Source organism: Maribacter sp. 2-571 (genome assembly GCF_050589625.1).
Classification (GTDB): domain Bacteria; phylum Bacteroidota; class Bacteroidia; order Flavobacteriales; family Flavobacteriaceae; genus Pelagihabitans.
This window is the reverse complement of sequence record NZ_JBNGOP010000022.1, coordinates 46,881-67,802: the sequence shown is the minus strand read 5'-3', so window position 1 is coordinate 67,802 and position 20,922 is coordinate 46,881. Positions and strand designations below refer to the sequence as shown.

The following is a 20,922-nucleotide window of genomic DNA, read 5'->3' as shown; positions in this document are numbered from 1 at the left end:
CTAAATTGCTTTTGCTTTTTTAGAGAGATATCCTAAGCCTAATATGGAAAACACCCCCCACCCCAGCAAGGAGAGCAGCGCCAAATAGGTACTTTGAAAAGCACTTTGCAACGGTAGTGCCCGATGGTTAAAATCCGGAAATTCTTCCCAATGTTCATGACCGACCACGTGTTGCTTCCCTTCGGAACCACTTATTTTTTTGGTACTGATATAGTCCATCTGAAGCGTGTTCATCTCTTGTGCCAATTGATAGCGATAGGTTTCTGCCTGCCGCTGAAAATCCACATAACCTTTAAAATCCGTTCCCGCGAAGGCCATGGACAGGGTCTTTATGGCCAAAAAAGGATTTAGAACGGAAACATAATGGCTAAGGTCGTTCTGTTTTTCGTAGATGTGCAACAGGCTGTCATGATGTTTCCCGTAGAGGTTGGCACTCGTTTTTTCCCCTTCGCGCATTACAAAACCTCCATAGTTAAAAGGGAGTTGGGTAACGGAATCTACCTTATGAACGGCCAAAACGGAATCCTTGAGCTTATTGAAATACGGATCATTGGGGTCGTGGCTATCCCCTTTTTTGATCACATCCCGTTCAACCGCCGATTGAAAACTTAATTTTGAGGGCGTGGGGTACACCGCGTTTCCTATGGCCTGTGCGGTTTTGGGAACCAGCACCACCATGAGCAACCAAATACCCAATAAGGTAAGCAGGGCGTTTTTGGAAGAACGTGCCGTAGCGGATACGGTGATGCTCATCACGCTCAAAATCCATAGAAATAGGAGATATCCTCCCAATAACCATAAGAACCTCCCCCAGGTATCGTATGGGTCCATTGGGGTTTCGCTAAAAAACAGAAAAAAGAGGGTAATCAAAGCAATCGGGGTGCAAAATAGCAACGCAAGCGCAAACAGCCCTAACGATTTGCCCAATAAGATCTCTTTCCAGCCGGCCCCTTGGGACAACAGTATCTTTAAGGTTCCGTTCTCCTTCTCGGAGGCGATCGTAGAAAACCCTAAAAAGAACAGGATCAAAGGCAATACCAGTTGTAACAACATCGCCATACTCAACTCCCCAAAGCGCAAGGTTCCGGTGGAGAAGCCCGCATCCGAAAAATTAACGCTATTTTGCCGATGCGCCTCCAAAAAAATAGCATTTCCGGTAAAACTTTCGATACCGTAATCGAACATACTCAACGGTTGCTTCAAACGAAACGCAAAAGATCCAAAGTGCGCCATACGATGTGGATGCTTATCGGGATTGGCTTCCCAACTTTGACGCGCCTTGCGTTGGTGTTCCTTCCTGATCGTATTTTGTTCCTCATAGTTATGGATACCGCTGACCGCGGCATAAACCGTCAACAGCGTAAAAATGCCCCAAAGCACATATACCACTTTGGTCTGCATTACATTTTTAAGAAAATACCGACCAAACAAGCCAATGTTGATCTTCTTCATAACCGTTAAAATTTATAGGTTGCATTGAGAAGCACATTCCTTGGCGCGCCCGGACCTAGCCTGGAAGGGTTAAGACCGCCCAACCAATAGGTCTCATCAAACAAATTGTTCAATTTAAGGGTCAATTGAATCCCCGTATTGTTTGGTCTGTAGTAAACGGCGGCATCGAACACCGTGTATGACGGTAACAACAGCCTATCGGTATCGTAGGTAGGGTTGTACCAAGTAAATCTTTCGTCTACATGTTGTGCGCCAAAACCGACTCCAATGCCCTTTAAGGTGTTGTTCATAAAATCATAACGTCCCCAAAAATTTGCCGTATGCCGAGGCGCCCCCCCGATCGGTTCCCCAATGAATTCCGTTATGGCATCTTCCACAATTTCGGCATCTGAAAAACCGTAGGATGCCGTAAGCTGAAAGTTGGGCGATACGTAACCGGAAACATCCATTTCAAAACCGGTACTTCTTTGCTCGCCCCTTGTGGTCAGGGTTTCCAGATCATAGGTATCCCCTAGCAGGATATTTTTTTGGGTGATATTAAAAATTGCAAGGTTCGCAAATACCTTCCCATTTAAGAACTCCCCTTTAGCGCCCACTTCCGTTAAGCTACTTTCCAAAGGATTGAACCTGCTCGGTGAAGCGGACCAAAAGAACCCTTCGGCGGTCGGTGATAGGGATACGGTATTCGTATGCGGTTGAAATCCTTCGAGGTAGGTGGCATATGCACTAATGGTATTGGTCACCTCATAGGTCAGACCCAGTCGCGGTACAAAAGCATTGGTTTTAAACTCCTCTTCATCCGCCTCATAGTTAAAGATATCCGTGAACCACTCGTAGCGCAAGTTTACTAAAGCCGAAAATTTTCCGACCTTAAATTGGTTTTGAAAATAGATACCGTTCGAACTCGTTAAATTTGCCGGTATGGTCAGTTCGGCCAGGTTGTAGGCATTTGTATTTCTGGCCCCGTTAAAGGGGGTTTCCAAGTTAAAATGGGGAACGGCCGGTACGGGCATCGTTACACCATCTACGACCATTTGTTGAAAATTATCCGCATTGTCCGGGTCAAAATTGGACTGTCCCCCATCGACGGTCAAATATCTCCTGGCACGTAAAAATCCCGCTCCAATTTTCCGTTCCCAACGCGTGGCATCGTACCCGACCAATATTTTATTGGTAATCTTGTCGCTTTTGATGTCATAGGTCAAATACGTACTAAAATTATCGGTTTCCCAAAATTGTTGCCTTTCATCATATCGCAACCTTGCCAAGGTAGGGATCACGTTACCCTCAATATCCACCGCGGTACCGTCAACTCTATGTTCGGCCAGATCTTCGTCCCACGTTTGTTTCATGAACTGGGCATTGAAACCAAAATTTTCCGTAAGTTTTTTACTGAAGTTGGCCATAAAAACGAACTCTTTGTTTTTGTAATGGTCGCTGGATGCCCCTACATTTCTGGTAATTGGCGTACTGTTGAGATCAAATTCCCCGTTAATGGCACCAAAAATGGGCTGTCCCCTATCCAGGTTCCCCTCGGCATCGCTGTAGACCATTTCCACATTTAACGAGGTCCTTTCATTAGGGACATAACTTAAAGAGGGGGAAATCAAAATAGCGTTGTTGTTTACGACATCCCTAAAAGAGTCCGCCTCTTGAAAGGCAGCGTTAAAGCGATATAGCAAGGTTTTTGATTCGTTTAGGGGTCCCGTAAAATCGGCGGTAGCCCTTAGGGTACCAAAACTTCCCGTAGTCAACGAAATTTCGCTTCGTTTTTCGGTCAACGGTTTTTTGGTCACCATGTTTACGGTACCTCCCGGATCTGCACTGGAGAACGTTACCGATGAGGGCCCCTTTATGACCTCGACACGTTCTAAATGTGACGTAATGGGTTGCAGAAAATAATATTGGCGCGTACGCATACCGTTTAGCATTTGTCCGTCATCGCCCTGTGTTATACCCCGTATGTTGTAATGGTTGTATAGGCCGGTAACCGTAACATTACTGACCGCTTTTACCGCATCGGGCAATTGAAAGGCAAGGCGATCGGCGATCAATTCCTTGGTTACCGTGGTAATGGCCTGCGGCAGTTCTTTGTTCTTGATGGCGACCTTGGTGGCCGAAAAGGAGTAGTCACTATTATAATCCGTTCTGGCGCGACCGATAACCTCTACGTTCTGGAGGTTTTCCGTAGCTTCCATCAATTCGATCTTTCCCATATCCAAAGGGGTATCCGCGTTAACGGTTATCGCTTGTTTAGTGGATACGTACCCCAAAAAACGCACCTCGAACGCATAACTCCCCGGAGGAACGTTCAGTTGGTAGGCACCACTGGCATCGGTAAGTACGCCGAAGGCATCGTCGGTATTGGTCAGGGATACCGTGGCCCCAAAAACGGGAGCTCCCCGTTGATCCGCTACCGAACCGGATACCGCTACCTGCGCGTAGCCTGCACCGACGAACATTAAAAGGAATAAGGTGAAGAGAATAGGTGTAATTTTCATAAGTGATGAATTGTTTCGACCGGAGGATCGCCACTAAATGGACGTTCCCATAAAAATGGGTCACGCACATTGTAACGCCCCCGATCTCTCGTTTTTAAATTGTTTTTAAATAAAGGTGCTGTAATTCGTTGGCATTGACGGCCGCGGTATCCGACGTATATACTAAGCGGCCCTCTTTCATAATACCGATTTTGGTGCCTACGTTCACCGCATTAAAGATGTCGTGGGTAGCCATGAAAATCGACTTGCCCATTTGGCTCAATTCCTTGCAAATGGCCGTAAATTCCATAGCGGCTTTTGGATCCAGACCGGAGATGGGTTCATCCATAAAAATGAAATCGGCATTTTTGGAGAGGGCGATCGCTATCGCTACTTTTTGGCGCATTCCTTTGGAGTACGAAGCCAGTGGCCTACGATGATAGGCCTCCTGTAGTCCCGCCTTTAAGAGGTATTCGGCCAGGACATCGCTCGCATAACGAAACCCGGCGATACGGCTGAAAAAATCCAGGTTCTCGATCCCGGAAAGGTTCCCGTACAACTGCACCACTTCGGGTATGTAGGCGATCATTTTCGAAGTAGCGTTGCTGTTTGGTTTTACTTCAACACCATTGATCAGCGCTTTGCCGCTCGTTGCCGCGAGCAGGCCTAAAAATAAATTAATTGTGGTGGTCTTGCCAGCGCCATTTTGGCCCAACAAACAGAAAATTTCGCCTTGGGCAACGGAAAGGTTCAAATTGCGCAATGCTTCGTGCCCACCGTATCTTTTAGAAAGATCGATTGCTTCCAACATCTGAAACTATGTAAATGTGATTAACAAAAAGAGGATACGATCTTAAAAAAGACCGCATACGACATGATGACCGGGTACCCTAGGGAACCGACCAATCGTTAGCTAGATAAAAAAGATGTTAGACCACGGGGGGACCACGCAGGTATTGCTGTTCTTGTGTTCGAACAACGGGAGATGCTACCGGAAACTCCTGAAAATAGTACGGAGAGGAGGCCAATTCGTAACTAAACGAATTTTCCACGTACAGTTGTTGATCAAAATAAAAACTACAGAGCTGACAATCCGTATCGTGGTCAACGGTAATCTGATCAACATCTCCGGTAGCGATGGATATCGCATTTTGAGTATGCGTCCGGGAGTGAAAAACCAACAGCAAGGGCAGGGACAACATATACATTGCCAGCAGACCTGTCCGTATTTGCATTTTATTTTTCACAATCGCTAAAGTAAACTATTTTTTAATTTGTAAAGAAGCTTTGACGTTATTCTTTTATGAATACCGTTATCGGTACTCAAAGCGGAAGCGTATCGCTTTTGAACGGTGCCGAGGGTTTCCGGAAACCTAAAACTTCATTTTCCCATCCCGGTAGGACCGGTTTCAAATAAGCTCGAAACGGTTTTACACTTGAATCGATGATTGGCGTTGTTGGAAAAGTTGTGGTCAAACAAAAAAGAACGATTTATTACGGTAAATCGTTATATGCTTCTTTTCGGATTATACATGATTTCGACACCTGAATGCTACTATGTCGATAACATCGACACCTTATAAATATATGTCGAAATATATTAATTTTATCAACATTTACCCATTAGACCGCACAATCCAAATACTTGGCAAACTTCAAAAAAACATGTACCACAGTCTCACGGAGCCAAGTTCGGAAACAAAAAAGTGATTTACTAATGTAAATCACTTTTCCGTTCGGTCGGGATGACAGGATTTGAACCTGCGACCACTCGGCCCCCAGCCGAGTGCGCTACCGGACTGCGCCACATCCCGAAGTTTACTTTTTGAAACTTAAAATTAATCAAGCCTAAGCGGTTTTTGACCGGCCCTGAACTTACTGTAGTGCAGTTTATTCTGAGCGGAGCCGAAGGACCACATCCTGCGTTTGGGAGAATTAAAAATTACACCCAAATTAAAACGGCAAAAATAAACAGTTCGGAACGTATTTGACAACTTTTTGATAAAAACTTTTAACAAAAGAAACGTGGTTGATCCCCGTTTGTAGATCAATCGGTCAAAAGCTCCTTAACAGTGACCAACTCCGCTTCTAAAATACCGGTATAATCCTCCCCCATGTACTTTTTAAAATTCTTTGGGGAAATGCCGGTATACCAAACGTTTGCCGTAAGCAGCGCTCCAGAATCGGTTTCCGAAATGGACCGTTTGATAAAAAGGGTTCCCGAGGATAATTTGTGCCGTAGCGTGTACCCGACCCCTTCTTGAGACTCCTGTATACCGAAATCGATTACTTTGGCATTTTTGGTAACCAATTTTCCCTGGGCCTTTGGCGCAAACCCGTCTATAAGTTTTGCATCGATTACATGCGTGTCCCATTCCTTCCACCGGGCCACATCGGTCAACAAGGTCCAGACATCCGCAGCCCCCACATTAAGGTCGATCGTTGCCTCGAACCGTTTATCGGTATCCTTTGATTGCGAAAAAGCAAAAATGGAAAAAAACAGTGCCGTACTAAAAAGAAGCGTTTTCATAATGTTGGTTTTAACGAATACCCATTGTCTATAGTCTAGGATATTCTAGTTATAGCTTAAAGTTCATTCATCCATAACCAAACCACTGTGTCAAATGACACACTAACAAAAAATTAAGAAACTAGGGCACGCTAACGTTAAGCAAAAAGATGTTTCTTTCGAATACGGTGCAAGGTTTCCCTTGACGTGCCCAAATAGGAAGCTAATATTCCAACGGAAGTGTTTTGTACGATATCCGGTTTGGTTTTCACCAGCTCTAAATATCGTTCCTCGATCGTTTTATTCGCGATGGTTTTCAATTGCTCAAGAATGTTGACCAAGGTTTTTTCGATGACCCGTTTTACAAAATTGCTCCATTTTACATTGGTATTTACCAAAGCATCGTATTTCTCCTTCGTCAAAACGTAAATGGTAGCATCCGTTAGGGCCACACAACTATCCTTAGACAATTTTCCTTCGGTAAAACTTTCGAGGTCCGTACAAAAGCAAGGCGCATCGTGCAGGTCGATGGTTTTTTTCTCTCCTTTTTCCGTATAGTTAAAATGGTGGAGTATTCCGGTACTTACAAAAAAAATAGTGGTGACCACTGCCCCTTGCTCAAAGAGTACGGTTCCCTTTTTAATGCGCCGTTCCTCCAAATGATCGATCAAAAAAACCATATCATTTTTTGACAGCCCTTCGGAATGATTTAAAAATGTGCGTAGTGCTTCCATAACCGTGTACCGAAAGTACAAAAAAGCAATTCCCAAATGGAATGTAAGACGTTAAAACGGCAAATGGGGCCCTGAACCGGCAAATATCATTCTAGGCTGCTGATCCATTCGACCATGCGCTCGGTCCATCCCCGTAAATGACGGTCGTCCCGCGCCAATGAAAATCCATGTCCCCCTTTTGGATATACGTGTAAGGTCGCGGAGCATCCTTTGGCCTCTAACGCTTCCAAAAAGAGCAGACTGTTCGCCACCGGCACCGCAACATCGTCCAGGGCGTGTACCAAAAAGGTAGGCGGGGTTTCCGTAGTAACCTGTTTTTCAGCGGAAAACCGCTTTATCAAATCTGCTGCCGCATCTTTTCCCAACAAATTGTTTTGTGAACCTTTATGGGTCACCGTTTCCCCGAACGCAATAACGGGATAGCACAAGGCCATAAAGTCCGGACGTGCACTTTCCGTATCGATCGCATCGATCGGAGCATACACGTTCTCATTAAATTGTGTCCCGAGCGTAGCCGCAAGGTGCCCCCCTGCCGAAAAACCGATAATGCCGATCTTATCGGCATCCAAGTTAAATTCGCCCGCCATGCTCCTGACGGACCGAAGCGCCCGTTGCGCGTCTATTAACGGCACATGGTGTTTTTCCTTTTGGGAACGATCGGAAGGCAGTCGGTATTTGACTACAATACCGGCAATCCCCTTTCCGTTCAAAAACTTTGCAATATCGGTCCCTTCCCAATCGTAGGCCAAAATGCCATAACCGCCCCCGGGAAATATCAATAGCCCCTCGCCCGTTGCGTTTCCTTTTGCGGGAAGGTATACCTCGATGGTTGGTTCCTGTACCTTTCTGAGCTTCAACATGCCGTTCGCCCGCTCCTGCGTTTCCCGTTCATCGGAGGCAATATAGTTGGGCATAAGCCCCTTGGGCCATAGCGGAATTATAGTATCCTGTGCACTACCGAACAGTGCCATTGCGCTAAAGAAGGTTAAAAGGACAGTTTTTTTCATCTGTTTACATTTATTGTTTTTTAATGGTCAGATGTAATTCGCCAATAATCATTTCGGTCGGTATCAAGAGTTGTTATGGCTCATTTCATATTCGATTTTTCTTTAAACTATTCCAACCCGGGAATGGGATCGGACGCTTCGATCGCCTTTCCCTGCCAGATAATGGAATCGTTTTTATACTCCAATACCCGCTGGTAGTTTCCCGTATACGGAAGGTGGTTTTCCTTGGGAAGCCACGAGGCCAAACTATCCACCAAGGGTTTGAGCTGTTGGTCATCGATACGGTTTTCCCATTCGTTGGGATCGTTCTTCATATCGTACAATTCCTCTTCGCCGTCCGCATAGCGGATATAGCGCCAATTGGTGGTACGCACCGCATGGTTGTTCCAGTTGTTGGTGGTAATGGCCGGCCATGGGCGCGGAGTTTCGCTATCGGTCAATTGGGGCACCAAACTATGTCCCTCCAAATCCTTTTTTGGGGGCAGTCCGCAAAGTTCGTTAAGGGTAGGATAGATATCCAACAGTTCTACCGGTTCGGCATACCGTTTGCCCACGCCAATACCTCTTCCCGCAAAAATAAGCGGAACCCGGGTAGCGCGTTCCCATAGCGTGTTTTTTCCCGATATTTCTTTTTCGCCCAAATGAAATCCGTGATCGGACCATAACACAATGATCGTATTATCCTGCTGTCCGCTCGCCTCCAAAGCGTCCAATACCCTTCCCACCTGATCGTCGACAAACGAAATGGAAGCAAGGTAAGCCTGAACAAAAAGGGTATCCTGCTTTTTTTCCTGGAACCATTTCCAACGCGGTTCGGGAACGTCCCAATGATTGTACCAGGACGAGCGTGGCGTATCGGTCCGATCATTGGCCAACATCGGCGGCATGACCACCGAATCTTTGGGATACTTTTTAAAATGTTCCGTGGGAGCGAAAAGGGGAACGTGGGGCAGAAAAAAACCGACTCCCAGGAAATAGGGTTCCTCCGGTGTATTTTTTAACACATCTACCGCCCAAGAGGCGATATCATAATCCTGGGTATCCTCTTTCTTTAGTCCAAAATCGCCCCAATCCACCCATGGATTGTTACCACCGGGCGTTTCACCGGCCAACTTTTTTGGAGGAGCGGTCTTTACCCCGGAAGCAGGTCCCAAACTATCGAACTCCACAGGGTCTTTTCCCTTGCCATATCCTCCATGAAATATTTTGCCCGTGGCATAGGTGGCATAGCCGTTCGCAGAAAAATATTGCGGTAGGGTCACCATGTCCTTAAGATCGGGCACTTGGCGTATCCAAGGGGAAAGCCCGTAAATGCCGGTAGTAGAGGGGCGGTACCCTGTCAACAAACTGGTTCGGGAAGGATTACAGATCGGGGATTGGGTATGGGCATTGGTGAACAAGGTACCCATGGCCGCCAAACGGTCCATATTGGGCGTCTTTATCTGTGGATGCCCTTGCAAACAGCCGATCCAATCGTTAAGATCATCAACGGCAATGAACAATACGTTCGGTTTAGACGCTGTTTTCTCAGGGGCCTTTACGTCCTCCTTACACGATAGAAGGAGGCTAAAGCCCAACAACAACACTAGAGCCATCGGTGATATACGGGTGATTTTTTTTATTAAAGTTCTTTTTAAAGCTACCTCGTAGTACATGTTCTTTTCCATAGTAATTATTACTTACAGTCCCATTTAAAATTGGCAATCTCGTTTTTGTGGGCACCGTTCAAATTGTAGTGCCACCATTCCGTCCGGGTAGACCAAAACCCATGGGCCTCCATCGTTGTTTTTAGTAACTTTCTGTTCTCCAATATTTCCTGTGGCAAATCTTTCATATCATGATAGGCCCGCTTTCCAAAAAAATCAAAATCGGTTCCCATATCGAGCACCTTGCCGTCCAAGGTTTCCAAAGTGATGTCCACAGCGCCTCCTTTGTTATGGATCGACCCTTTTTTAGGATTCGCCACATATTGCGGGTTGGGTACTATGGCCCACATTTTGTACTGTACGGAATTGGGCCGGTAACAATCGAAAAAACGGATCCGCACCTTTTTTTCCCGAAAGGCTTTATTGGCCGCCAATAAGGCCTTTGCCGTTTTTACCCTGGTATAACATTCGGCACAATCATACACTTTTTCCTTTAAAAAATTGTTCTCGGTAGCATAACGCAGATCATAGGAGAAACCATCGCTAAAATCGGCCAAACGCACAAAAGTAGTATCGGCCAGTTTTTCGAACGACCGAAAGGTTTTTGTTTCGGTGGTTTTCTGTTCTAGCTCTTTTTTCGCTTGTATGGTATCCATGGGCAAAGGGTGCTCCACCACATCCTTGTTTTCTGTTTTTTCCTTACAAGAAACTAGCAGTAAAAAAACAAAGAGGTAACCCAGTTGTTTGGTCATGGCGTTTTTGTTTGATGCTTAAGAACCCGTCTTGGGTTCGTTTACAAGATGATTATTGCGTACCGAAAGTACTAAAAAAGTAGGTGTTGTTACTTCACCGCCAATGCCATCCGTTTAAAAAACGCGTTGTACACAAATGGCTTTCCTTTTTCGGGATTGCCATCCTCTCCCCTTCTCACGAACACCATGTTCCATTCCGGTATTACAAAACACATATTATTGTGCAGTCCACTAGCGTAATACAGGGATTTGGGCGCGTCGGGCATGTGCCATTTCCCTGTTGGCATTTTATCGTTTACCCACCAGTTATAGCCGTAGCAGCCCCTACCGTCAACTTTTTTTCGGTCGGTATCGGCCACCTCTTTTGCGAACACCTGGTTTTGGGTCGCTTTTTTCACCCATTCTTTTGACAATAATTGTTGTCCGTTCCAATTGCCCTCGTTCAGGTAAAAATGTCCAAAACGGGCCAGTTGCTCCGCGTTTATGGTAACGCCCGTGCAACCATTGTTCAACACTTTTTCCGGCATGTCGGGATCGTTTTCCGTACCCCAATCATAGCTTCCCATACCGATAGCGTTTCCGATCTGTTCATCAAAAATGGTCTTTAAACTTTTGTTTGCACTTAAGGTCAGTAAGCGACCGAACATCATTTGCGCCTCGTCCCAATAGGCATATCGGGTACCCGGGGCGAACAATGCCGAATCAATGGCATAGGGCGTCCAGGACCAATCTTCGCTAGGTTCGTTCCATCGGCTAACGCCTTTACCGCTATAGCCTGAGGTCATACTGGAAAAGTGTTTCAATCGTACTTCGGGGTACTGTTCCGAAAGGGCGGTATCAATAGTTTTTGCATACGTATTTTCATCTACGATCTTCTTATCCGACAAAATACCGAGCACCGTGCTGGTAAATGATTTGCTAGATGAATAAATGTTATGCTTTTTATGAATACTGTCCCCTTTATAAATGAGATACCCGTTACGGACGATAAACACCTCATCCAGACCGTCCTCACCGGATTCGGAGGCCAAATAATCTAGGGCTTCTTGCATTTTAACGGCATCTATCCCCAAATTTTCCGGGCTTTTCTCGATCCAGCTGTCCGTTGGAAAAACCATCGGTAACGCTTCTTTCTCGGTTTTGCAGGACGTCCATAGACATAAGGACATTATAACGGCTAAAATTCTTTTCATGTTAAAATGTTTAACAAGGTTTCCCTATACTTCTTATACTGTTTCTGTTTTCCCGTAATAGGTGATATCCCTAGAGATAAAATATAATTTCGGAATGCATCTGAAACCGAAGAGCAATAGGCTACTTTCTTTTGATCACAATAACCCAATCCATGTCGCTTTTCCCGTTCAACGCTGACAAGGTGACGCTATTGGGTTTGGTAATTTCCCACCCCCCGTTCTGCATATCGTATAGCTTGCCTCCGGCCCAGGGGTCAAAAAAAGCAATGGTAAAGGCCCCATCACCAATTTCCAGTTCGGTACGTTCGTTTTTGGGGAGGTACACCACATATATTTCGTCTTTCTTGGCAAAACAAAAGGCTTTCGGATTGCTCAACAGCTCGTCATGCCCCTGCATTTCCCAAAAGGGAAGATGATCGTTAAAAAACTTTTTGGCATTTCCGCTGATCTGCCACCATTGTTCCCGTGTTCGAAAGTCTTCGGCCGCCATATCGTTGTTGGGCGTATCCAGCCCCCCAAAATACCAGGAGGTTCCCGCACCACCGCTCAAAAGGCTTCCCCAGAGGCTGGAACGCATGACCATTTGATGGTTGTTATTTGCGGCAGTGTCCGTAGTGACACCGATATCCCAATGTCCGATCTCATCCAAATATACCACCCAAGGCTTTTTGTGTTTTACCGAAAGGTCGCGCCATTTACGGACTTCACGATGTACCTCGGTAGTGTCGAACATTTGGAGGGAAGGCACCTCAAAATCGGCATATCCTAGCATTGGCGTAAGCGTCTCCTTTATCGGGTCGAGCGGTCTGCCCTCCATCCGTTTTCCGGTTACCCGAACATGGTTGTGCACGGCGATGGGATGACGATAGGGGTCTAGTTGCCGAATATAACCGGCATAACTTTTTAGTTGGTCGGCATTTCGGTTGGTTTCTTCACCTAAATTCCAGACCACGCCCAAATGGTGCCCAAACCGCGCTACCAATTCCTTATAATATAATTTACGGGTGGCGCCCAAGTCACCTTTGTCCAGAATGGTATCGTTTTCCGTCTCTTGCGTAAACAGGTTCATGGCTATTCCCAAGCGATCCATATGGGAAAATACCATTTCCCATTGTTGCAATTTGCTCACATCGTAACGCGTCTGTATTTCAGGTTCAATCCAAGGCCATACATCGTCGCCATCACCATGTTCGTTCATGGTTAGAAAATACAGACTGTTCATTTCATTGGAGGCCATGTAGTTCAGTGCACCAATAATACCCTTTCCTTTTCCATTGCCCCAACTCGGGTCTCCCGACTTCCAGTCGCGGGTATGCGGTTCATATCGGTGTAATCCATCGATTAATGTCGGCGTATCCGCCCCGCCATGGTCAAACGTACCGTCGAACTCCCAATAGCCTAAAAAGTTCTCCGGACTGCCTACCCCATTTTTTAAAAATGGCGCCCCGCTTTCCGATCGCTCCAAATAATGCTTACCGACATAGGCCAGTTTTCCTGTCCGATAAAAACCCGTTTCGGTGGTATCGGTTTCAGCAACTTCGAAAGAACCTTTGGTTTTCCAAAGTAAATCGACCTTCTCGAGAGCAGTATCGGGAACGATACCGATACCCGCTCCCTTGCGGAAAAAGGATTCAAAAGTCCATGAGCCAGTTTTGGGAGGGGAAAATTTGGTTTCCCATTTGTTTCCCGAGCTAGCGCCGGAGTTGGCCGCATCCCCATCAGCCGCAAAATAGCCGTGTACACGTAAAGTATCTTCGCCATTAGTGAAAATAGTGAGCAAACTGTATTCCGTAAAGGGATTGACACTATCGGTTTCGGAGACCTTGGGACCGTCAAAAGTCAGTGTCACCGGTTGCCATTTTTTCAGGCTCCCATCGATCAAGTAGTTAGGGTTCCGTTCTTTTTCGGAACACGCCATAAGGCAAAATAGAAACGTGCACACAAAAGCTAGGGTTTTGCGCCTTTTCCATATTTTCATTGGTAGTAGTTTGATTGGAAGTTTTATACCATTTTAACTTTGAAATAGTGGGTATAGAAATTGAATTATTTTTTGGGTATTCAAGGCAAAAAATGGAAGCATAGCCTTAGCTACGGTTCTATTTTTTAACGAAGAATACCTGAAAAAGAAACCATTTATTAGTGCTATTTCAAATTTAAAATGGTATTACACCAATTGCCCATTAAAATGAGCCATTGGTAGTATTCCGTTGCGCAGGTAAGATAGGAATATTTTTCCGTCGTAAAAATCCGTATCCTTTCAAATTGGTATTCGAATTTGTCAGTATCCGCGTTGCGGTTTTCTAAAATTTTAAAGATTTTTATATCCGTATCTTACGGTAATCAATTGCGCCTTATGATTGAAAAACAGCTATTGACATTTCCTTCGAATTTTATCTGGGGCTCCGCTACCTCAAGCTATCAAATAGAAGGAGCCGCTACCACCGATGGTCGTGCCTGGAGCATATGGGACGCCCATGCCCATACCCCTGGCAGAACCCATAACAATGAACATGCCGATGTTGGTTGTGACCACTATCATCGGTATAGGGAAGATGTTGCCCTCATGGCCGACATGGGCGTAAAGGCCTATCGGTTTTCAATTTCTTGGAGCCGGATCCAACCCGATGGTCGGGGCGAAATCAATGCAAAGGGAATCGCTTTTTACAACAACCTGATCGATGAACTTATCGCCAATGGAATAACCCCTTGGGCGACACTTTACCATTGGGATCTTCCGCTGGCGCTCCAAACGGAAAAAGACGGATGGCTCAATCCGGAAATCGCTGATTTTTTCGCCCGATATGCCAGCATCTGTTTTGAACATTTTGGGGACCGTGTAACGCATTGGATTACCTTGAACGAACCTTGGGTGGTGGCGATTTTAGGATATGGGGAAGGGGTGTTCGCCCCCGGAAGAACATCTAAAAACGAGCCCTACTTGGTGGCACACCAGCTTTTAAGGGCCCATGCAAAGGCCGTACAATGCTATCGTCAAAAATTTCAGAAAACGCAAGGAGGAACGATCGGGATTACCAACAATTGCGATTGGCGGGAACCGCTGACCACATCACGGGCCGATAAGGACGCCGCCGAACGCTCCTTGGAATTTTTTCTGGGGTGGTTTGCCGACCCGATATATTTGGGGGATTACCCGCAGACCATGAAAGATCGTGTCGGGGACCGTTTGCCCCGCTTTTCCAAAGAGGATAAGGCCCTGCTAAAGGACTCCTCCGATTTTTTCGGGCTCAACCACTATACTACCCTTTACGCCTCCGATGTAGACCCAAATGGTGAGGTGCAAAACGAGGTATATGGAAACGGAGGTATTTTTGAGGACCAGTACGTGCAGTTGACCGCCGACCCGAAATGGAAAATGACCAGTATGAATTGGGGCATCGTCCCCTGGGGATGCCGAAAGCTATTGGAATGGATTCGAAATCGTTATGGAAACCCGCCCATTTATATCACCGAGAACGGTTGTGCACTTGACGATCGAATAGAAGACGGCGAAATACGCGATCCCTTACGACAGGAATTTTTAGAAGGATATTTGACCGCCTGCCATGAGGCCATTGCCAACGGAGTAGACCTAAGGGCTTATTTCGTATGGTCCTTTATGGATAACTTTGAATGGGCATTGGGGTATTCCAAACGATTCGGTATGCATTATGTTGACTATGAAACATTGGAGCGCACCCCAAAAAATTCGGCGATCTGGTATCGAGAGGTTACCCAGAACAACGGATTTCGGGCCGCGGACGATAAAGAACACTTATAAATGTTGCTGAACAAAGGTAGTCGGGGTTGCAGTGCGACTTTAACCCATCACCTCATCATAAAACACTAGAACAAATGAATATCAGAGTTTCCATTGCAATTTTATGTCTATTGTGGGCCGCCAGCGCCTGCAAGACCGATAGCAGAAAAACTGGCACGGAACCTTTTCTGGAAAGACTGCCCAACATCGTAATCATTTTGGCCGATGACCAGGGTTGGGGAGATCTGAGCTTACACGGCAATACCAATTTAAAAACACCCAACATCGACGCGCTTGCCCAAAACGGGGTTTCTTTCGACCATTTTTTTGTACAGCCCGTATGCTCCCCTACCCGCGCCGAACTGCTCACGGGAAAGTACTACCCCAGAACCGGCGTACATTGGGTATCGGAGGGAGGGGAACGAATGAATCCGGAAGAGCTCACCTTAGCGGAATTGCTAAGGGAACAGGGGTATGCGACCGGTGCTTTTGGTAAATGGCACAACGGCATGCAACCGCCCTATCACCCCAACTCCCAGGGCTTCGATACCTACTATGGGTTTACCTCCGGCCATTGGGGAAATTATTTTGACCCTATGCTGGAATATAACGGAAAATTGGTCCGTGGGAAGGGATACCTGACCGACGACCTGACCACAAGGGGACTCGAATTTATGGAGGAAAACAAAAATGGTCCCTTTTTGCTCTATCTGCCCTACAATACCCCGCATAGCCCCATGCAGGTCCCCGACAGTTACTGGGACCGTTTTAAAGATCGGGAATTGGAACAAAAATACCATGGAACGGAAACCGAGGACATCCCATTTACCAAAGCGGCATTGGCCATGGTAGAAAATATAGATGATAATGTAGGGCGGGTCAGTGCCAAATTAAAGGAGCTCGACCTCGAGGAGCAGACCATCGTCATTTACCTATCGGACAATGGACCCAACGGATGGCGTTATAACGGGGGAATGCGCGGCAAAAAAGGAAGTACCGACGACGGCGGCGTTCGAAGTCCCTTGTTCATACAATGGAAAAATGTGCTGCCGGCCGGTAAAAAAGTTGCACACATCGCTAGTGCCGTGGATCTTCTACCGACCTTGCTCAATTTGTCCGATGTAACGCGCCCGACAAATTTATCAATCGATGGAAAAGACCTTTCGCCGATCTTAAAAGGAGATAAGGACACCCCTTGGGAGGATCGCTTGATCTACAACCATTGGAACGGCCATACCAGCGTACGTACCCAAGGCTATCGTTTGGACCATGAAGACCGTCTCTATGATATGAAAAACGATCCCGGCCAAACTACTGACATCGGTCTACAAAACCAAAAACTAAGGGATTCCCTAAAGCAGGCGAAAGCCGATTGGCTTATGGCAACGGCCCCACTTACCCGGGAAACCGATGATCGGCCCTTTACCTTGGGGCATCCTGGGGCCATATACACCCAAATGCCTGCGAGGGACGGCATTCCACACGGAAACATAAAAAGAAGCAACCAATACCCGAACAATACGTTTTTCACCAATTGGAAAAGCCAAAACGATTCCATCACCTGGGATGTGGAAGTATTGGAAGATGGTAATTTTGAAGTAGAACTGCTCTATACCTCAAAGGCCGACAACAACGGGGTTGGGCTTATGTTGAGCCACGGCGAGAGCAAATTGGTCACCCGTTTAAGGGAAAATTTTGACGCTCCCATCACCGGAATGGAACATGATCGTGTTCCCAGAAAGGAGTCCTATATAAAGGAATTCAAGCCGCATAACATGGGCGTGATCCCCCTGAGAAAAGGAAGGCATCTTTTAACGCTAAAAGCACTGGCCTTTGATGGTAAGGAGGCGATCGACCTGCGCTTGTTACAATTTAAAAAAATGGCGCTCCCTCTTAGGAACTAATTGACAGCAAACAGGAGAAACCCGAAGGATTACCGGCCTGTCCCGAACGACCGATAACGGGGTTCGGTCGCTTTTCAGTTCATTGATCGAATTTCATTTGTACCTTCAGCGATATGACAGATGCTAAAAAAATCGCCACCACCACAATACGCAAAAAAATGACTCGGCGTACGGCCGAACTGTTGCGACGCCTTTCCGAAATTCCAAAAAAAGGCTATGCCTTCGGGCACCAAGATGCCCTTTCTTATGGCATCACTTGGAAAAACAACGGCAAAAAAATGAAAAGCGATGTGGCCCTGGTATGCGGTAAGTACCCAGCGGTATTCGGTTTTGAATTGGGAAATTTGGAAAAGGCCCTACCGAACAGCATCGATTCGGTCAATTTCGACATCATGCGCAAGCTCATTCGCAAGGCCTACAAAAAAGGCGGTGTCGTTACCTTGAGCTGGCATCCGGACAACCCAGTGTCCAATGGCAATGCATGGGACATTACCAAAGCCGTACCGAGCTTACTTCCCGAAGGCGATCGATACGATACACTTTATGAGTGGACCAAAAACCTGGCACATTTTTTTAGGAGTTTGAAAGATAAAAAGGGCAAACGTATTCCTGTAATCTTCCGGCCCTATCATGAAATGAACGGCGGATGGTTCTGGTGGGGAAAGGGCCATTGTAACGCGCAGGAATACCAACGTCTTTGGCGAGAAACGCACAGGCTTTTGGTACGGGAATTCAAAGTACATAACCTGCTGTATTGCTATTCGCCCAACCTCCTGTTCCGAAAAAAGGACTACCTGACTTATTACCCCGGGGACGCTTACGTAGATATGTTAGGGATAGATGTATACCAACACCTTACCACCGGCTTGTTCAAAAGACATTTAAAAAAAGATCTAAGGACACTACAAACCGTGGCCAAAGCAAAAAACAAACCCTATGCGCTTACGGAAACCGGATTGGAAAAAGTGAATACCGCCAATTGGTTTACCAAGGTACTGCACCCGCTATTGAAAGATAGCGGAATATGCTATGCGTTGGTTTGGCGCAACGATAGCGAAAGACACCACTACGCCCCTTTTCCCGGCCATACCTCTTGTGACGATTTTATACGGTTTTCCAGACTTGAGGAAGTGCTTTTTTTAAACGATTTGAAAAGGTAGCAATGAAATTGATCGCTGTTACAACATATGCGGTACAATAGCACTTATATACCCGCTGTATCTTTTCTAAAAAACGCCTTAATACGATGAAAAAACGCTCTTTTCGATATCGAAAGAGCGTTTTTTCGGTCTGGTCAAGTCGATTTGAAACGGATTATTCTTCGGCTCCCTTACTTTTTAAAAAGGTACTGATTTCCGTATGTCCTTTCAACCGGGCCATCTTTAATGGCGAACGGTAACGGCCCGAGCTATCCGTAGAAGATAGGTTTACATCGGCGCCCCGTTCGACCAAATAACGTACGACAGCAAGATGTCCCTGTTCACTGGCGTTAATGAGTGGAGTTTCGTCGTCCTTGACCGCTGCATTTACATCGGCGCCTTCCCCTATAAGGTATTTCACCACATGCAGCTTTCCATTTTTAGACGCCATGATCAGTGGGTTTCCGTCTCCCTTGACTCCCATATCGAGATCGGCACCTTCCTTTACCAGCATTTTTACAATTCCCAGGTATCCCAATTTTGATGCTACGATCAGTGCACTCCCGTCCCCCGGCAACAACTTGTTCACATCGGCTCCTTTTTCGATCATCCGCCTTACCATATCCTCATCGCCACTGGCAATGGCGACCAACAACGGAAAACCGTCCATCCGATTTCCAAGGTTCGGGTCCGCACCATGCGCTAGAAGCACATTGGCAATACCGACATGGGAATGCTGTAAGGCCAAGTATAGTGCGGTTCCTTCGCCCCGTATCATTTGATTGGCATCTGCCCCTTCCGAAATTAAACGGCGTACCGTTTGCAACTCCCCATCCGCAGCGGCACGCATCAACGGGGTTTGTTCCCCCGTATCCCCATCATAATATTCGCTTGGCCCCGTACTTTCTTGGGCATATAACATCGATGGTCGGTTCATAAATAAAATGGTAAAGCATAGCATGGGTGCGATCAATGCATACTTAAAATAGTTTGTGCGTTTCGATTGTTTTGTGTTCATCATGATGATTCGTTTTTTGATTAATGATTTATTATAATTGGATACGATGGATAAGGATTTTTGACCCGTAGCGGTCCTAAGCAAATTCATTTGGTAGTCTTCCGGATCTACCAATTCGGTGCGAAGCATGAAATGGTCGGTCTGAAATTCAATGTTTTTTTCGATATCCTTTCGGAACATCCATGTAAAGGGGCTGAACCAAAGCAGCATACAAACAACCTCCGCCATTAACAGGTCGAAGGAATGGTAGACGCGGGCATGTACCTTTTCATGGGCCAAAATGTATGCATAGGCTACATCGTCATATTTTTCGGCATCTATAAAAATGTAATGGAAAAAAGAACAGGGACCACTGGGCATTTCGTTATTGATAATGACGTACCGTCCATCGTGAAACTTATCAGCGCCATCGCCGATACTCTTGAAAACGCACCACAATTGATAACAAAATTTAATGCACAACAGTCCCATGCCAAAAAGATAAACGAGCCCTATCCAAAATAGCGGTCTTTGGAATTTAGTACCCGTAGCGGTTGCTTCGGGTATTGGTATGGTTGCCAAGGCAGCACCGACAGCTTCCGATTTTGGCCCATCACCAATATCACCTTGAATTACATAAGGCTCGGCCGCTCCTACTTCCGACAGTGCAACGCTCAGTATGCCTTGATCGGAAAACAATGTCGGTAACACCATAAAAGGCAAGCAGAAAGTAAAGAGTAGGCCTCCCAAAAGATACGCCCTGTTACTGCTAAAAAAACGTTCTTCTTTTAACAAAAGCCGGTAGAACCCCAAAATAATGGCCATGCCGAAAGCCGCTTTGATAACATACAACACCATTACCCGCTTTTTTTTGATTTGATGATCCTTATCAATTCCGCAATCTCCGCTTCCGAAAGTTGCTCCTCTTTAGCGAAGTGCGCCATCATTTTTGGAAGGGAATTGTTAAAGTACTTTTTCTTGATATCCAGAATATCGGTTTTGCGATAACGCTCCAAACTGACCAAAGCCCCATAACGGTCGCTATTCCCTAATTTTTCAGAAGTTAAAAATGCCTTCTTCACCAGAATCTTTACTATAGTGGCTATGGTATTGTAATGGGGTTTTGGATCGGGCAAATGCCCCAAAATATCCCGTATGAACATCCCCTCTTCGGACTGCCATATAACCTGCATGATCTGGTCTTCCCTTTTCGTCAATTTCTGCATTCGAACAATTGCTTTGGAATAAAACTACTAATTTTTTAGTACTACTACTAACTTTTTAGTAGAATTATTTTATTTTTCTCCAACGGCTCTGATATATGGGCGTCATTAATTATACCATTTTAATTT

At 45.9% G+C, this 20,922-nt stretch carries 16 protein-coding genes and 1 tRNA gene; 3 read left to right on the top strand and 14 right to left on the bottom strand.

The window, feature by feature from the left end:
* The 12 genes from ACRD7P_RS15245 to ACRD7P_RS15190 form a co-directional block, all read right to left on the bottom strand.
* Entirely contained in the window at window positions 1-1,452 is a 1,452-nt protein-coding gene (locus ACRD7P_RS15245) for an ABC transporter permease (protein ID WP_430908499.1), read from the bottom strand.
* A 5-nt stretch (window positions 1,453-1,457) separates the two neighbouring features.
* Complete coding sequence (locus ACRD7P_RS15240; RefSeq protein WP_430908498.1) at window positions 1,458-3,953, bottom strand: TonB-dependent siderophore receptor; 2,496 nt, start codon at window positions 3,951-3,953, stop codon at window positions 1,458-1,460.
* A 94-nt stretch (window positions 3,954-4,047) separates the two neighbouring features.
* A complete protein-coding gene (locus tag ACRD7P_RS15235) occupies window positions 4,048-4,743 on the bottom strand; it encodes an ABC transporter ATP-binding protein (protein WP_430908497.1) in 696 nt (231 codons plus the stop codon).
* A gap of 118 nt (window positions 4,744-4,861) precedes the next feature.
* Window positions 4,862-5,167, bottom strand: a complete 306-nt coding sequence (locus tag ACRD7P_RS15230; RefSeq protein WP_430908496.1) for a hypothetical protein — start codon at window positions 5,165-5,167, stop codon at window positions 4,862-4,864.
* Between the two features lie 505 nt (window positions 5,168-5,672).
* Window positions 5,673-5,746 (bottom strand) — tRNA-Pro (locus ACRD7P_RS15225).
* 233 nt (window positions 5,747-5,979) lie between these two features.
* The gene (locus ACRD7P_RS15220; RefSeq protein WP_430908495.1) at window positions 5,980-6,462 is read right to left on the bottom strand and encodes an SRPBCC family protein; all 483 of its coding nucleotides are present in this window, start codon (window positions 6,460-6,462) and stop codon (window positions 5,980-5,982) included.
* Between the two features lie 137 nt (window positions 6,463-6,599).
* On the bottom strand, window positions 6,600-7,175 hold the full coding sequence (locus ACRD7P_RS15215; RefSeq protein ID WP_430908494.1) for a Crp/Fnr family transcriptional regulator: 576 nt from the start codon (window positions 7,173-7,175) through the stop codon (window positions 6,600-6,602).
* An 86-nt stretch (window positions 7,176-7,261) separates the two neighbouring features.
* The gene (locus ACRD7P_RS15210; protein ID WP_430908493.1) at window positions 7,262-8,182 is read right to left on the bottom strand and encodes an alpha/beta hydrolase; all 921 of its coding nucleotides are present in this window, start codon (window positions 8,180-8,182) and stop codon (window positions 7,262-7,264) included.
* A 107-nt stretch (window positions 8,183-8,289) separates the two neighbouring features.
* A complete protein-coding gene (locus tag ACRD7P_RS15205; RefSeq protein WP_430908492.1) occupies window positions 8,290-9,777 on the bottom strand; it encodes a sulfatase in 1,488 nt (495 codons plus the stop codon).
* A gap of 80 nt (window positions 9,778-9,857) precedes the next feature.
* Window positions 9,858-10,580, bottom strand: coding sequence for a M15 family metallopeptidase (locus ACRD7P_RS15200; RefSeq protein ID WP_430908491.1), 723 nt, complete (start codon window positions 10,578-10,580; stop codon window positions 9,858-9,860).
* Window positions 10,581-10,669: 89 nt separating this feature from the next.
* Complete coding sequence (locus ACRD7P_RS15195) at window positions 10,670-11,773, bottom strand: serine hydrolase domain-containing protein (RefSeq protein ID WP_430908490.1); 1,104 nt, start codon at window positions 11,771-11,773, stop codon at window positions 10,670-10,672.
* Between the two features lie 121 nt (window positions 11,774-11,894).
* Window positions 11,895-13,751 (bottom strand): DUF5060 domain-containing protein, encoded by a 1,857-nt coding sequence (locus tag ACRD7P_RS15190; RefSeq protein ID WP_430908489.1) that lies wholly within the window; start codon window positions 13,749-13,751, stop codon window positions 11,895-11,897.
* Window positions 13,752-14,126: 375 nt separating this feature from the next.
* Here ACRD7P_RS15190 and ACRD7P_RS15185 point away from each other — a divergent pair, with 375 nt between their 5' ends.
* The 3 genes from ACRD7P_RS15185 (at window position 14,127) to ACRD7P_RS15175 (ending at window position 18,594) form a co-directional block, all read left to right on the top strand.
* Entirely contained in the window at window positions 14,127-15,551 is a 1,425-nt protein-coding gene (locus tag ACRD7P_RS15185; RefSeq protein WP_430908488.1) for a GH1 family beta-glucosidase, read from the top strand.
* Between the two features lie 74 nt (window positions 15,552-15,625).
* The gene (locus ACRD7P_RS15180) at window positions 15,626-17,434 is read left to right on the top strand and encodes an arylsulfatase (RefSeq protein ID WP_430908487.1); all 1,809 of its coding nucleotides are present in this window, start codon (window positions 15,626-15,628) and stop codon (window positions 17,432-17,434) included.
* Window positions 17,435-17,547: 113 nt separating this feature from the next.
* Entirely contained in the window at window positions 17,548-18,594 is a 1,047-nt protein-coding gene (locus ACRD7P_RS15175) for a glycoside hydrolase family 26 protein (RefSeq protein WP_430908486.1), read from the top strand.
* A gap of 154 nt (window positions 18,595-18,748) precedes the next feature.
* Here ACRD7P_RS15175 and ACRD7P_RS15170 read toward each other — a convergent pair whose 3' ends face one another.
* Window positions 18,749-20,428: an ankyrin repeat domain-containing protein gene (locus ACRD7P_RS15170; RefSeq protein WP_430908485.1), complete on the bottom strand. Its 1,680-nt coding sequence runs from the start codon at window positions 20,426-20,428 to the stop codon at window positions 18,749-18,751.
* Window positions 20,428-20,796 (bottom strand): BlaI/MecI/CopY family transcriptional regulator, encoded by a 369-nt coding sequence (locus tag ACRD7P_RS15165; protein WP_430908484.1) that lies wholly within the window; start codon window positions 20,794-20,796, stop codon window positions 20,428-20,430. Before ACRD7P_RS15165 ends, ACRD7P_RS15170 begins: the two co-directional genes overlap by 1 nt.
* Between the last annotated feature and the right edge of the window lie 126 nt (window positions 20,797-20,922).

Coding starts and splice junctions, on each gene's coding strand:
- ACRD7P_RS15245 (WP_430908499.1), bottom strand. CDS start 1,452: ATGAAGAAGATCAACATTGGCTTGTTTGGTCGGTATTTTCTTAAAAAT.
- ACRD7P_RS15240 (WP_430908498.1), bottom strand. CDS start 3,953: ATGAAAATTACACCTATTCTCTTCACCTTATTCCTTTTAATGTTCGTC.
- ACRD7P_RS15235 (WP_430908497.1), bottom strand. CDS start 4,743: ATGTTGGAAGCAATCGATCTTTCTAAAAGATACGGTGGGCACGAAGCA.
- ACRD7P_RS15230 (WP_430908496.1), bottom strand. CDS start 5,167: ATGCAAATACGGACAGGTCTGCTGGCAATGTATATGTTGTCCCTGCCC.
- ACRD7P_RS15220 (WP_430908495.1), bottom strand. CDS start 6,462: ATGAAAACGCTTCTTTTTAGTACGGCACTGTTTTTTTCCATTTTTGCT.
- ACRD7P_RS15215 (WP_430908494.1), bottom strand. CDS start 7,175: ATGGAAGCACTACGCACATTTTTAAATCATTCCGAAGGGCTGTCAAAA.
- ACRD7P_RS15210 (WP_430908493.1), bottom strand. CDS start 8,182: ATGAAAAAAACTGTCCTTTTAACCTTCTTTAGCGCAATGGCACTGTTC.
- ACRD7P_RS15205 (WP_430908492.1), bottom strand. CDS start 9,777: ATGGCTCTAGTGTTGTTGTTGGGCTTTAGCCTCCTTCTATCGTGTAAG.
- ACRD7P_RS15200 (WP_430908491.1), bottom strand. CDS start 10,580: ATGACCAAACAACTGGGTTACCTCTTTGTTTTTTTACTGCTAGTTTCT.
- ACRD7P_RS15195 (WP_430908490.1), bottom strand. CDS start 11,773: ATGAAAAGAATTTTAGCCGTTATAATGTCCTTATGTCTATGGACGTCC.
- ACRD7P_RS15190 (WP_430908489.1), bottom strand. CDS start 13,751: ATGAAAATATGGAAAAGGCGCAAAACCCTAGCTTTTGTGTGCACGTTT.
- ACRD7P_RS15185 (WP_430908488.1), top strand. CDS start 14,127: ATGATTGAAAAACAGCTATTGACATTTCCTTCGAATTTTATCTGGGGC.
- ACRD7P_RS15180 (WP_430908487.1), top strand. CDS start 15,626: ATGAATATCAGAGTTTCCATTGCAATTTTATGTCTATTGTGGGCCGCC.
- ACRD7P_RS15175 (WP_430908486.1), top strand. CDS start 17,548: ATGACAGATGCTAAAAAAATCGCCACCACCACAATACGCAAAAAAATG.
- ACRD7P_RS15170 (WP_430908485.1), bottom strand. CDS start 20,428: ATGGTGTTGTATGTTATCAAAGCGGCTTTCGGCATGGCCATTATTTTG.
- ACRD7P_RS15165 (WP_430908484.1), bottom strand. CDS start 20,796: ATGCAGAAATTGACGAAAAGGGAAGACCAGATCATGCAGGTTATATGG.